This window comes from Saccharothrix sp. NRRL B-16348, from assembly GCF_001280085.1.
In the GTDB taxonomy this organism is placed as follows: domain Bacteria; phylum Actinomycetota; class Actinomycetes; order Mycobacteriales; family Pseudonocardiaceae; genus Actinosynnema.
This window is the reverse complement of sequence record NZ_LGED01000079.1, coordinates 72435-86346: the sequence shown is the minus strand read 5'-3', so window position 1 is coordinate 86346 and position 13912 is coordinate 72435. Positions and strand designations below refer to the sequence as shown.

The 13912-nt window shown below is 71.3% G+C and carries 10 protein-coding genes; 6 read left to right on the top strand and 4 right to left on the bottom strand.

What is annotated here, in order from left to right:
* Positions 1-33: 33 nt before the first annotated feature.
* Complete coding sequence (locus tag ADK67_RS10170) at positions 34-879, bottom strand: MmyB family transcriptional regulator (RefSeq protein ID WP_053716147.1); 846 nt, start codon at positions 877-879, stop codon at positions 34-36.
* Between the two features lie 126 nt (positions 880-1005).
* On the opposite strand from ADK67_RS10170, the gene ADK67_RS10165 reads away from it, so the two are divergent.
* From ADK67_RS10165 to lanKC, 3 genes are all read left to right on the top strand, one after another.
* Positions 1006-1746 carry an SDR family oxidoreductase gene (locus ADK67_RS10165; protein ID WP_053716146.1) on the top strand — a complete coding sequence of 247 codons (741 nt, stop codon included), beginning with the start codon at positions 1006-1008 and terminating at the stop codon, positions 1744-1746.
* A gap of 77 nt (positions 1747-1823) precedes the next feature.
* Complete coding sequence (locus tag ADK67_RS10160; RefSeq protein WP_053716145.1) at positions 1824-2033, top strand: tautomerase family protein; 210 nt, start codon at positions 1824-1826, stop codon at positions 2031-2033.
* 169 nt (positions 2034-2202) lie between these two features.
* Positions 2203-4848 carry a class III lanthionine synthetase LanKC gene (lanKC, locus tag ADK67_RS10155; RefSeq protein WP_082403356.1) on the top strand — a complete coding sequence of 882 codons (2646 nt, stop codon included), beginning with the start codon at positions 2203-2205 and terminating at the stop codon, positions 4846-4848.
* Positions 4849-5071: 223 nt separating this feature from the next.
* Here the strand turns inward: lanKC and ADK67_RS10150 are convergent, their stop codons facing one another.
* Complete coding sequence (locus tag ADK67_RS10150; RefSeq protein WP_053716143.1) at positions 5072-5362, bottom strand: DUF4342 domain-containing protein; 291 nt, start codon at positions 5360-5362, stop codon at positions 5072-5074.
* Positions 5363-5604: 242 nt separating this feature from the next.
* Between ADK67_RS10150 and ADK67_RS10145 the strand changes: the two genes are divergently transcribed.
* Positions 5605-8616 carry a TIR domain-containing protein gene (locus tag ADK67_RS10145; RefSeq protein WP_197289367.1) on the top strand — a complete coding sequence of 1004 codons (3012 nt, stop codon included), beginning with the start codon at positions 5605-5607 and terminating at the stop codon, positions 8614-8616.
* Positions 8617-8654: 38 nt separating this feature from the next.
* Here ADK67_RS10145 and ADK67_RS10140 read toward each other — a convergent pair whose 3' ends face one another.
* On the bottom strand, positions 8655-9548 hold the full coding sequence (locus ADK67_RS10140) for a serine hydrolase domain-containing protein (RefSeq protein ID WP_231648107.1): 894 nt from the start codon (positions 9546-9548) through the stop codon (positions 8655-8657).
* A 247-nt stretch (positions 9549-9795) separates the two neighbouring features.
* Positions 9796-11277, bottom strand: a complete 1482-nt coding sequence (locus tag ADK67_RS10135) for an alpha/beta hydrolase (protein WP_053716140.1) — start codon at positions 11275-11277, stop codon at positions 9796-9798.
* Positions 11278-11433: 156 nt separating this feature from the next.
* On the opposite strand from ADK67_RS10135, the gene ADK67_RS10130 reads away from it, so the two are divergent.
* On the top strand, positions 11434-12153 hold the full coding sequence (locus ADK67_RS10130; protein WP_053716139.1) for a MerR family transcriptional regulator: 720 nt from the start codon (positions 11434-11436) through the stop codon (positions 12151-12153).
* Positions 12154-12384: 231 nt separating this feature from the next.
* A complete protein-coding gene (locus ADK67_RS10125; protein ID WP_053716138.1) occupies positions 12385-13812 on the top strand; it encodes a PKD domain-containing protein in 1428 nt (475 codons plus the stop codon).
* The last annotated feature ends 100 nt before the right edge of the window (positions 13813-13912 follow it).

The window sequence follows — 13912 nt, the reverse complement described above, 5'->3', positions numbered from 1 at the left end:
CGGCCGCGTTCCGGACGCCCACCGCTGTCAGGGTCACTCGGCGGTGAGGTCTTGCGTGCCCAGGACTGCGAGGAGTTCGAGCTGTTCCAAGGAAACCGCGCCGACAGCCGGGGTGAACCAGAGCAGCCGTTGGCGACCGTCCTCGCTGAACAGGTTGAGGCAGTTGACCTCGATGGTGCCCAGGCTCGGGTGAACGATCCGCTTGCGGTCGTTGCGGCGAACGGCGACGTCGTGCTGTTCCCACAAAGTCGCGAACTCCGTGCTGCGACGCCGCAGGTCGACCACGAGCTGGGCCGCCTCCTGGTCCTGTCCGCCGCGACGGGCGACGGCGGCGCGCAGGTCGGCGACGAACGTCCGGGAATGGTACGCGTGGTCCTCGGCCGGGTAGATCGAGCGTGCCGACGGGTCGGCGAACCAGCGGTGGACGAAGCTCGCCGCCATGCCCGTCGTGCCGGGCGCGGGTCCGAACAGCGCGATGGCGAGCCGGTTCTGCACGAGCGTGACGTGCAGGTCGGTGATGACCTGCGCGGGTGTGGTGCTCAGCCGGTCCAACAGGTCGAGCATGCCGGGGTGGACGTGCGCCGCCGGGCTGCCCGAGAGCGGAACCGGGCGCCCGGCGAGGTAGTAGACGTGGTCGCGCTCGTCCGACGTCAGCCTCAGCGCCCGGGCCAGCGCGGCCAGCATCTGCTCGGACGGTTGCGCGCCGCTGCCGCGTTCGAGCTCGACGTAGTAGTCGACGGAGGCGCCGGCCAACTGGGACACCTCGTCCCGGCGCAGCCCTGGCACCCGCCGCCGCGGGCCGGTCGGCAGGCCGACGTCCGACGGTCGGATCCGATCGCGCCGCGACTTCAGGAAAGCGCCGAGCTCAGCCAGGTTCACGCCGTCATTCTCCGGCGTCCCGCCGGCTCCTGCCAGGGGTCGTCATCCCCTGGGTGAACGGCAACTGGTTGCGCCTGGCCGGCGGCCCCATGGTGGAGGCATCACCGAAACGCAGGGAGAAACACCATGACCGTGGCCACATCAAGGGTCGCCGTCGTGACCGGCGGCTCACGCGGCATCGGCCGCGAGATCGTGACCCGCTTGTCGGCGGACGGCTGTGCCGTCGTTGTGGGCTACGCCGGGCGCGAAGACCTTGCCCACGACGCGGTCCACGCGGTCGAGGAAGCCGGTGGGCGGGCGATCGCCGTCCAGGCGGACGTCGCCGACGAGCACGCCGTCGCCGCGCTGTTCGACGTGGCCCAGGCCACGTTCGGCGGTGTCGACGTGGTGGCGCACGCCGCCGGCAGGCTGGCTCTGTCCACTGTGGTCGACCTCGACCTCGCCGTTCTGGATGACCTGCACCGCACCAACATCCGCGGCACGTTCGTCGTCGCGCAGCAGGCAGCGCGCCGGCTGCGGCCCGGTGGGGCGCTGACCCTGTTCTCGACCTCGGTGGTCGGGCTCGCCTTCCCCGGGTACGGCCCGTACAGCGCGAGCAAAGGCGCGGTGGAGGCGCTGACGATGATCCTGGCGCGGGAGCTGCGCGGCCGGGACGTCACCGTGAACGCCGTCGCCCCCGGCCCGACCGCCACCGAGCTGTTCCTCGACGGCAAGGACGAGCGGACCGTCGCCGCGCTGGCCGCCCAGCCGCCGTTGGAGCGGCTCGGCACGCCCGCCGACATCGCACGGGTGGTCGCCTTTCTGTCCAGCCCTCAGGGGCACTGGGTCAACGGCCAGGTCGTGCGCGCCAATGGCGGAATCGTCTGAACCGGTCGCAATGACCGACCGCAAGTTCATCGTGATCACGGGTTCTTCCACCGACCCACAGCAGAAGGAGAAAAGTCATGCCGTTCGCGAACTTCAAGGTGCCCGCCGGCTCGCTGACCGCGGCGCAGAAGGAAATCATCGTGCACCGCGCCACCGAGCTCTACGCCGAGATCTACGGCGACCGGGCGCGGTCCAACACCATGATCCTCGTCGAGGAGGTCGCCGACGGCGGCTGGGGAATCGGTGACACCGTCCTCACCCTGGCCATGCTCCAGGACAACGGCTGACCACACGTCCACCCATCGGGCCGACCGGCGTTGCACCATTGCTACCACCGTGTTCGACCACTCGGAACGTTCCCGCATTCCGCGGGAACTGTTCCTTGACGTTACCGGGATCGGTTGCCATCCTTGATTTGCGCGCGGGTGTCCCACCGTCCGCAGACAGGGGCATGAAATGGCTGTGGACATGTCTTTCCTGATCGCGGATTCGGATTATTACGAACAGTGGGACACCATTGATCCCGGCGTGCGCTATTCGCCCGGGCAGTTGCCCGACGGGTGGACGCGGCTGCACGACGGCGCGTGGACCCACTGGGGACCGCCCGGGCTCGTCCTTCCGGACCAGGGCTGGAAAGTGCACGTGTCCAGCTCCTTGCGCAACGCGCGGTCCGTGCTGGCGATCGTGTCGTCGGCGTGCGTCGAACTCGGGGTGCCGTTCAAGCACCTCGCGGGCGAGCGCATCTTCCTCATCGCGCACGACAAGCACGCCGCCAGGCCGCAGAGCGGCAAGTTCTGCACCCTGTACCCGCCCACCGAAGAGCGCGCGGGGCTGCTGATGACGCGTCTGTCGGCGGACCTGGCCGGGATCGACGGGCCGTTCGTGCTCACGGACCGACGATTCGGCGACAGCACGTGCGTGTCGTACCGGTACGGCGCGTTCCGCGGCCGCAGCAGGGTCGACGCGGACGGCAACCACGTGCCGACCATGACCGGTCCGGACGGGCGGATCACGGACGACGAGCGCGGACCCGCCTTTCGCCTGCCGCCCGGCCTGTCCGACCCGTTTCGCGAGGCCACCGCCGCGCGTGCCGCCGGACCGGTCACCATGCACGGCTACACGTTCGACTCCGTGCTGCGGCACAGCAACGCCGGTGGCGCCTACCGGTTCCGCACCGGCGACGGCGACACCGTGTTCGTCAAGGAAGCGAGAGCGCACAACGGTTACACCGCGGACGGCGTCGACGCGAAGACCCGCTTGGCCGAGGAGTACCTGGTGCTGCGGGAGGTTCACGCCCGCGCCCCCGGCGTGTGCCCGCGGCCGGTGGAGCTGTTCCACCACTGGGAGCACAGCTACCTCGTCTCCGAGTTCATCCCGGGCGTGTCGCTGTACCGGTGGATGGTGACGAACAACCCCGCGGTGCTCGACCACGCGGACGCGGCGGCGTACGCCGGGTACCACGAACGCTGCCTCGCACTCCTCGACCAGCTCGACGCGCACCTGCGTGCGCTGCACGACCTGGGTTTCGTGTTCATCGACCTCAGCCCCACCAACGTCCTCGTAGACGAGGAGGACCGCGTCCGGCTGGTCGACTTCGAGGCGGTGCAACGCGTCAACCGCGTGCGGCGGTACCTGGGCACGCCGGGCTACCTGCACCCGGACCCGCGGGCCGTGGCCGAGCACGACCCGACGGAACTCGACCGGCACGGGTTGTCGGCGCTGGCGCTGCTCCTGGTGTTCCCGCTGCACGAAGTGGCCGAACGTCACCCGGCCGCGCTCGACCACCTGCACGCGGACCTGGTCGAGACGGCTACCGTCGAGCCGCGGTTGTGGCGATGGGCCACGCAGTGCCACGAACGCGCCGAGGACACCCGCCTGCCCACCCCGGCCGCCGTGCGGGCGGACCCGATCGCCGCGCTGCACGACCTGGCCGAGCGAACCGCCGACGCCATCGAGGAGACGGCACAGCCGGACCACCCGGCACGGGTCTACCCGACCGTCCCGCTGGGGTACCAGACGAACACCCGGGCGTTGGCCGCAGGCACCGCGGGCGTGGTGCACGCGCTGCACCGCGCGGGTCGCGCGATCGACCCGGCGGTCGTCCGGAGGTTGCGCGACGAGTCGTTGGCGTCGGCCGAGACCACCGCGCCCGGCCTGCTCCACGGCAGTGCGGGCATCGCGGGCGTGCTGGCCGAACTCGGTGAGGGCGACGCCGCCGCGAAGCTCCTCGAGGAGGCGGCCGCACATCCCCTCAACCACACCTCCGGCACGTTGGGCGGCGGCGCGGCAGGCACCGCGCTCGGATTGCTGGCCCACCACCGGCGCACCGGTGAGCAGCGTTGGCTGGACTTGGCTTCAGGGCTGATCGAACGCCTGCCGGACGGTGACGAGCTGACCGCCCGTCTGGGTGCGTCCACCCGTTCCGGACTGGTCAGCGGGCGGGCCGGGGTGGCGCTCGCGCTGTACCACCTGCACCGCGCCACCGGGGACGATCGGCTGTTCGCCCGCGGCATGCGGCTGCTGGGCGAGGAACTCGCCTACGCCGTGCCCCTGCCGGGCGGCGGCGTGGGCTTTCGCGTCGCCCGCAACGACCGGCGCGTCTACCCCTACCTGTTCGCGGGCAGCGCGGGTCACGCCTGGGTCCTCTCCCGCTTCCTCGCGCACCGGCCGGACGCGGACTTCGACGTGCCGGTCGACGTCGACCTCACCGCCACCGAGGTGCTGTCGCGGTGCCTGGACGCGTGCACGGCCCGCTTCACCGTGTTCCCCGGTCTGTTCCCAGGGCTGGCAGGCCTCGTGACGACGCTCACCGACGCCGGCAAACGCCTCGACCGCCCCGACCTCGTGGACACCGCGCTGACCAACGCCCGCGGCCTGTTCAGGCACGCGGTGCCGCACGGGAGCGGAGCAGGCTGGCTCGGCGAGCCAGGTCAGCGGATCTCCACCGACCTGTGGTCGGGCGGGGCCGGTGTCCTGGTCGCCCTGCGACTCCTGCTCGACGCCCTCCGGACTCCCCCGGCACCACGTCGAGGGGACACCGGTGCACGGACACCGGGTGGAAGGAGTGATCAGCATGGAGGAAGTTCTGTCCTTGCAAGCTGAAGTGGCGCCGGAGGACGACCTCATGGCCTGCAACGTGCTCACCATGAGCAGCCGAGGCAGCGTCTGCCTGTAACGCCACCGCGCGTCACCGCTTGCCGGGCACCAGCACCGCGCCCGGCGAGCGGCGACGCGCGAAACCGCATCCCCGCAGAAGCAGCCGCTTCACATCCCGTACGCCCCAGTGGCCCCTCACGTCCCTGCCGGGTCACCCCGCGGCTGCCGGCTACACCTGCTCGGCGTCGACCGTTGTCGCGGGCCGGCTGCCGGGCTGTTGGCGGTTCTCGAGCGTGATGCCGCAGTTGCCGGCCAGTGCGACACCGGTGCCGATCGCGGTGACCACCGGAGCGGCCAGGGCCGCGACCAGCCCGAGGGCCACCGGCACCTCCAGCACCACGTCTTCCTTGCTGTCACGCACGACCACACGGCGGTTGAAGCCCTCGCTGACCAGTCCGCGAACGGCGTCGACCACAGCGTCGACGGCGCCACGGGTGGACTCGGGCTTGAATTCGCTCATGACTCTCCTCGAACAGGACCGTTGTTGACGCCTCCAGCGTGCCCGCGGGCGGGCACCCGGCCATCAGGAATCTCCCTGACCCTGACCTGATTCAGTCCCTGAGATCGCTCACCGCCGTCACCGGTTGTGCAGCACCGGCGTCTCGCCGGCGAGACCGAGGGCTCCCCTCTCAGCGGCGACGGGCGCTTCATGGCGTGACCGGTTCGCTACCCTGTGTGCGGGGTGGAAGGGTGGTGGGGACGGTGGAGCAAAGCGGGTCTGTGGGCGAGACGCGGTCGCGGTATGACGTTTTCCTGTCGTACAGCCACGCTGCGGACGGGCAGTTGGCGCCCGCGTTGCAACGCGGGTTGCAGCGGTTGGCCCGGCGGTGGAATCAGATCCGGGCGTTGCGGGTCTTCCGGGATCAGGAGAGCTTGGCGGCGAACCCCGATCTCTGGACGACGATCGGCGAGGCGTTGCGAGGGTCGCGGTACTTCGTGCTGCTCGCCTCGCCGGAGGCCGCCCGGTCGCCTTGGGTGGGGCGTGAGGTCGGGTTGTGGCGGGATGAACGGGAGCGGGAGACGTTCCTCATCGCGTTGACCGGTGGCGACATCGTGTGGGACGACGTCGCCGGCGACTTCGACTGGGCGCGCACGACGGCACTGCCGGAGGCGTTGCGGGGGTGGTTCACGGCGGAGCCCTTGTGGGTCGATCTCTCCTGGGCTCGTGACCCGGCGGAGTTGTCGGTGCGGCACAGCCGGTTCCGCTTCGACGTGGCCACGTTGGCCGCGCCCGTGCACGGCACGGCCAGGGAGGAACTGGACAGCGAGGACGTGCGTCGGCACCGCGTCGGCACCTGGGTTCGCCGGGGTGTCGCGGCGGCGTTGGCGGCGCTGCTGGTGGCCGTGCTGGGACTGGGCACGTGGACGATCCTGCAGCAGCGGGACGCCATCGAGCAGGGGCAGCGCGCGGTGTCACGGGCCGTGGCGGCCAAGAGCGAGTTGATGGCCGACACCGATCCCGAGCTGTCCCGGTTGCTGGCCGTGGCCGCGTGGCGGGTCAGGGAGACACCGGAGGCAGCGGCGGCGATGTTGTCGGCGGCGACCCGGCCGGGCGTCGGGAGGATCGGCGGCGGCGGCGACAGCGTGGGCGCGGTGGCGTTCAGCCCGGACGGCCGGACGCTGGCCACCGGCGGCGAAGGCGTCCGGTTGTGGGATGTCACCACACGGCAGCAGGTCGGCGAGGACATCACCGAGCACGCCGCGGCCGTGTCGGTGGTGGCGTTCAGCCCCGACGGCCGGTCGTTGGTCACCTCGGGTGGGGACCAGTCGGTGCGCTTGTTCGACGTCGGCACACGGGACCGGATCGGCACTCCCCATCCGAAGCCGGAGGACTCACCGTGGATGAACGTCGCCATGCGGGCGGCGTTCAGGCCGGACGGCGCCGAGGTGGCCGTCGGCGAACCCGGCGACACCGTCGCGTTGTGGAACGTCGGCACCCGGGCGCGCGTCGCCCAGATCAAGGTCGCCCCGTCCGATCCCAGGACGATGCCCAACCCCGTGCCGCCGTCCGTCGCGTACCACCCGAACGGGTCGGTGCTGGCCACCATCGGCGCAGACGGGGTGGTCCGGTTCTGGGACACCACGTCGCACGGCCAGGTCGGCGACCCGCTGGCCGCCCACCCCGCGAACACCGCGAGCCTCGTCGGTCCGGTGATGGCGTTCGCCCCGGACGGGTCGTTGTTCGCGACCGCCGGCACCGACGGCACGATCCGGATCTGGGACACCGCCACCCGCCGACCCGTCGGTGCGCCGCTGACCGGCCACACCCGTCCCGACCGGGTGACGCTGTCCCCGTCGTTGGCGTTCAGCCCGGACGGGAGGGTCCTGGCCGCCGGCAGCGAGGACGGCACGGTCAGGTTGTGGGACGTCCGCGGACGGCGGCTGCTCGGCGAACCCTTGACCGGCCACACCCGCGCCGTCGCCTCGGTCGCGTTCAGCCCGGACGGGCGGATGCTGGCCAGTGGCGCGCGAGACGGCACCGCGCGGTTGTGGGACGTCGCCGAACGACTCCAGCTCGCCCACCCCGCGCTGGAGCACACGGGACAGGTGTTCGCGCTCGCGTTCAGCCCGGACGGCAAGACCCTTGCCACCGGCAGCGACAACGGCGAAGCGGCGGGCGACCACGGCAGCAAGGAGGCGTGCGGCCACAACGGTTGGGGTGTGTGCAGCGTCGACAACGGCAGGGTGACGGTCATCGGCGGTGGTTCGATGGTGATGCTCTACGACCCGCCCGGAACCGTGCGGCCCGCGCCCACCGGGCCGCCGCGCACGGTCGCGTTGTGGGATGTCGCCGAACGCAGGCCGGCCGCCGACATGCCGACCCGCACCCGCAACCCGGTGCTGGCGGTGGCGTTCAGCCCTGACGGTCGCACGCTGGTGTCAGGTGGCCTCAACGACCGGGGCGACGGGGCGACCCTGTGGGACGTGGCCGGAAGGGCACCGCTGGGCGACCCGTTGGCCGATCAGCTGGGAGTGGTCAGGTCGGCGGCGTTCAGCCCGGACGGCACGACCCTCGTGACGGCGGGTCAGAGCGGCGGAGTGGTCAGCGGCTCCGGCGAGGCGAAGGCGGTGGTGTCGTTCTGGAAAGCCGGGAACCGCGAGTTGCTCGGCACCGTCGACGCCGGTGACGCCGTGTTCGCCACGGCGTTCACCCCCGACGGGACCGTCGTGGCCACCGGGAGCCGGGACGGAATCGTGCGGCTGTGGGACGTCGCCGAGCGTCGGATCGTCGGTGAGCCCCTGACCGGGCACACCGGGCCCGTCGGCGCGCTGGCGTTCACACCGGACGGCAGGACGTTGGCCAGTGCCGGTGACGACGGCGTGATCCGCCTGTGGGACGTCGCGACCCGAACCACCGACGGCGAGCCGCTGGTCGGCCACACCGGGGCGGTGTACTCGCTGGCGTTCGACCGGGACGGCCGGACGCTGGCCAGCGGCGGCGGGGACAACTCCGTGCGGCTGTGGAACATGGCGGCGCGCAAGCAGATCAGCGCACCCCACGTCGGGCACTCGCAGCCGGTTCGCGCGGTGGCGTTCAGCCCGGACGGCACGCTGCTGGCCAGTGCCGGAGAGGACAACGCGGTCCGCTTCTGGGACGCGTCGTTCACGACCGACACCGCGGCCCGGCTGTGCGCCACCGCCCGTCGCTCGCTGACCCCGGAGGAATGGGCACGGCACCTCCCTGACGCGCCGTTCCGGCAGGTGTGCCCTTGATGCCACGCCATGTCGCCGACCGACACCGCCTCCAGCGGTCAGCGGCCTTCTTCCGCGGTCAGCTGTTCGAGCAGGGTGAAACCGTGCTGGTCCACCGAGATCGCGGTCGCGGAGAGGAGGACCACCGCGGTGCCGGCCGAGCGGTCCAGGCCCAGCCAGGTGCGGAAACCGCCGGTGCCGCCGTTGTGCCACGTGATGGCGCGGTCCTTGCGCTCGATCGTGATCCACGCCGCGCCGATGCGCACCACCCGGCCGGTGAAGTTCTCGACGGGGTCCAGGGCGGCGGTGCCGGGTGCGGAGCCGTCGAGCAGCGCGGCGGCGAGGCGGGCCATGTCGCCGATGCGCGCGCGGACGCCTCCGGCCGGTCCCAGCGCTTCCCCCGTCCACGGCTGACGCTTGCGGCCCCACCTTGTGGTGCCGGTGAGTGCGGCTGGGCGCAGGTCGGCCGGGGTGGCGGGCGCGTAGCACACGTCCAGGCCGAGAGGGATGGCGATCCGGTCCCGGAGCAGGCCCTGGAACGTCGTGCCGGCGGCGCTCGCCAGGGCGTGCCCCAAGAGCTCGAAGCCCAGGTTGGAGTAACGGGGGCGGGCCGGGCCGAGGCGCACGCCACGTGACTGGGTGAGCAGCTGGTCGAGCGTTTCGCCGTACGGGTTCGTGCCGTGCAGCAACAGCGCCATCGACTTGCGCAGCGGCGAGGCGGGCAGTCGCGGCAGGCCCGAGCGGTGGGTGGTGATGGACGACAGCGTCACGCCCGCCACCGGGGTGCCGTCCAGCGGCAGCACGTCGCCCAGCGTGGTGGACGGCCCGATCTCGCCACGTTCTCGCGCGTCGGCGTAGAGCAGGCCGGTGATCCCCTTGGAGATCGAGCCGATCTCGAAGTCGGCGTCGGCGGACGCGCCCACGCTCGCCACCGACGTACCGGCAGGCGACACCGTGGCGACGGCGGCCACCGGGTGCCGAGGCCCCAGGCGCGCGACCAGCTTTTCCGCAAGGGTTGCACCCGACAAGACCCACGCCCCTTGAACTTGTTCGACACGGCGACGGGCAAACCGTAGTCGGCGCGCCCGCGGACAACACGCTTCCTTCGACTACCGGTGGTGCGACTTTGGTATGAGGCGCCCGCCGCCGGCGCCTGAGCAGAGGGCCGGCGGCACGGTTCGCGCCGCCGGCCCCGGTCGATCACCTGCAGGAGATGTCGCGCTTGGGCAGCGTGCCGTCGACCAGGAAGGTGGTCGTGGTGTTCAGCGCGCAGGCGTTGTCGCCGATGACGTAGACGCCGTGGCCACTGCCCTCGACGCTCACCAGCCGTGACCGGTCGCCGAACTTCTCGTCGAGCAGTGCCCCGCCGCGGTGCGGCGTCACCGGGTCGCGCCGGTTCTGCAGCACCAGCACGTTCGCCGGGCCCTCGTCGTCGACCGCCACCGGCGGCTCCGCCGGCTCGTGGGGCCAGAACGCGCACGGGATGATGTTCGCGCTCGCCGCGCCGTAGAGCGGATACCGCTCGCGGTCCTCTGCCACGGCTCGCTGGTAGGTACGCACATCCGCGGGCCAGTCGACGTCGTTGCACGTCACGGCGAGGAAGACCGACCACGCGTTGTCGGCCGGTGACGGTGTCGCGACCGCGGCGAGCTTCTCGGCCGCCGCCCCGTCACCGTCCCGCACCGACTGCCACAGCTGCGCCGTCAGACCGTACTTCGTCCTCCCGAACAGCCCACCGAACGTGACCAGCCGGAACAGGCGTCCGTCGATGCCGTTCTCCGGCGCCCGGTCGAGCCGCTCCGCGAGCGTGACGTAGGTTTCGCGCACCTGTTCCGGCGTGCGGCCCAAGCCGTAGGTCTCGTGTCGTGCCGCGGCCCACTTCGCGAAGTCCGGGAACGTCTCCTCCATGCCCAGCGCGTACCTGCGCAGCCCGTCCCGGTCGAGGTGGGTGTCGCCGATGTTGCTGTCGAGCACGATCCGGTCGGACCGCTCGGGGAACATCGACGCGTACGCGGCACCGAGTGCCGTGCCGTACGAGTACCCGAGGAAACTCGTCTTCTCCTCGCCGAGCGCGGCCCTGATCCGGTCCAGGTCACGCGCCATGTTCGCGGTCGACACGTGCCGCAGCCGGCCGTCCGCGTCGTGGGCGGCGCACTGCTCGGCGACCCCCTTCGCGATCTCCGCCTGGTCGGCGACCGCCTGCTCGTCGACCGCGTACGGCGGGATGTTGCCCGGGTAGCCCTGCTCGGCGGTGAAGCCGCAACTGATCGGCGCCGAGTGCCCGATCCCGCGGGTGTCCATGCCGATGATGTCGTAGCTGTCCAGCACGCTCGCCGGCAGGCCGAACCACGCCAGGTCGTCCGCGAACGACAACCCGGAGCCACCGGGACCACCCGGGTTGAGCATCAGCACACCCCGCCGCTTGTCCGGCTTCACGCTGGCGAGCCGGGACACCATGATCTCGATCTGTTCACCTCCGGGTTCGCGGTAGTCCAGCGGCACCGGAACCGTGGCGCACTGCAGGACAGCCACCTTGGTCACCACGTCCTCCGGGCACGCACCCCACGCCAACCCCGGCCGGGGTTCGTCGGCCACCGCGGGCACCGCGACCACCGCACCCGCCAAGCCGACCACCACCGCGAGGGTCGCACCCCGAACCACGTCACGCCTTCGTCGTCTCATCCCCGGTCTCCCCGCTGTCCCTGGAGTTGCACTGACGCGCTCAGTCGAACGTGTGCCCTCGGGGCACGGTCAAGCACACTGTGCGACGCTTGACCGTGCCCCAGGGGCACGGTGTCGAATGAGCGGGGAGCCGACGACGGAAGGACGCGCGCGCGGATGGCGTGGAGCACGCGGGAACTGGCCGAACTGGCGGGCACGACGCTGAAGACCGTCCGCCACTACCACCGGATCGGACTGCTCGAGGAGCCCGAACGCGCGGCGAACGGCTACAAGCGGTACCGCGTCAAGCACCTGGTCCGGTTGCTGCGCATCCGCAGGCTGGCCGACCTGGGGGTGCCGCTGTCCGACATCCCGGCGCTGGAGGAGTCGGACGAGAACGCGGAGCAGACGTTGCGAGCGCTGGACGCCGAACTGAAGGCGAACATCGAACGCCAGCAGCGGATACGGGAGGAGCTGGCGGTGCTCCTGCGGCGTCCCGACCTCGTCGACCTGCCCGCGGGCTTCGCCGGGAACGCCGCCGAGCTGTCGGACACCGAGCGTTCACTGCTGACGGTCTACTCGCAGGCGCTCGACGAGCCGACCATGGCCGTGCTCCGCGACCTGCACTCGACACCCCGGCCTCCGGAACAGGACGAGTTCGACACCCTGCCCGCCGACGCCGACGAGGCCACCAGGCAACGGCTGGCCGAGGCCTACGCACCGGTGGCACGTCGCCAGTTCGAGGAGCACCCGGGCCTGAAGGACGTGGCGATGACCGATGCCCTCAGCAACCAGGTCGTCCTCCACGGACTGGTGGAGCTGTACAGCCCCGCGCAGATCGACGTCCTGCAACGCTTGAACACCCTCCTCGAGCAAACCCCTCCGACATCACCATGACACCGCTTCCCGCTCAGCCCGCCGGGAACCTCGTCACGACCGGGATCGATGCGCCTGTTCGAGTGGCGTTGCAGGGCCGATCGTGTCGCTCCGGTGACGATCGCCTGAGCAGCGTGACGACGATCGGGTTGACTGGTCGACCACCCGATCGGGGGGCCGGACAAAGGGTTCCGGGATCGAAGACTCAGGGGTTCATCCAGCATGCGCACAGCACGAAGACCATGGTCGGCCTTGTCGGCAGCCGCGTTGATCAGCCTGCTCGCGACCGGCGTCGCGCACGCCTCTCCGCCGGCCAACGACGACTTCGACCAGGCGATCGAGGTCGTCACGCCCTTCACCGCCACGCAATCGGTCGACGAGGCGACCGAGGCCGCCGACGATCCCGGGTACTGCGCCACCACCAAGTCGGTCTGGTTCACCTACACCGCACCGGCATCCGGCACGGTGGTCGTGTCGACGGCGGGCAGCAACTACGACACCACCCTGTCCGCGTTCAGCGGCACGCGAGGCTCGTTGGCGCCCATCGGATGCGACGACGACTCCGGCGGCGGCACCCAGTCACGGCTGAGCGTCGAGGTGACCGCCGGGGTCCGCTACCACTTCAAGGTCGCCGCGCTCAGCACCCCGAGCAGCACGTCGCTGATCCTCCGCGCCACCACGCCGACCGCTCCCGCGAACGACGACCTCGCCGACGCCGCACCGATCTCCGCACTTCCCCACGTCTCGGACGTCGACATCTCGGCCGCCACCGTCGAACCCGACGAGCCGACCAGCCGGTGCGCACGCCCCGACCGGTCCATCTGGTACGCGCTGACCGTGCCCGGGACGACATCGGTCACCGTCAGCGAGCTGTCGAACTCCGCGAACCTCGCGGTGTACGCGGGCAACGCGGCCGGAGGTCTTGACGAGGTCCGGTGCGCGGCCCACTCATCGGACGGGCTGACGTTCCGCGCCACCGCCGGCACGACGTACCACGTGCGCGTCGGCACGTCGGACGACAGCGTGAACTTCCTGCGCGTGCGGGTCGACGTCGCCGGGCCGATCCGCCCTGGCTTCGGCTTCTACCCGGAGCAGCCGAGCGTGGTCGGCACGGTCGAGTTCTACGACCAGTCCTCCGTGCCCGGCCAGGACGGGACGACGACCGCCTGGCACTGGGACCTGGGCGACGGCACGACGGCCGCGAGCTATTCCGTGCAGCACCGCTACGCGGTCGACGGCGACTACGAGGTGCGGCTGACCGTCAGCACCGAGGACGGCCGCACGGCCACCACGTCCAAGGTGCTGCGAGTCCGCACGCACAACGTGTCGATCTCCAGGTTCACCACGCCGAGATCGGCGGAAGTGGGCGCCGACAAGGCCATCACCGTGCGAATCGCGAACACGCGGTACGCCGAGGACGTGACCGTCTCGCTGTACCGGAGCACCCCTTCGGGTTGGGACCACGTCGGTGGGTACACCCAGTACGTGCCGGCGACGCGCACCGTCGACTTCCCGTTCCGCTACACGTTCCGCCCCGAGGACGCCACGCACGGCAACGTGACGTTCCGGGCCGTGGCCGAGCTGTCCGGCACTTCGGACGCCTTGCCCCTGGACAACCTGGTGATCAGCGCGGCGACGGCGGTCAGCCCGGCCACCGCGTCGGGCCTCGACATCGCCTGACACCCCGGTGAGCCGGTGCGGGCCGGACGTACCCGGGTCGCCCCGGCTCACGACCGAGGCCGGTGCGACGCCGCCGGGCTTCCTCGAACGTCCTGACGTC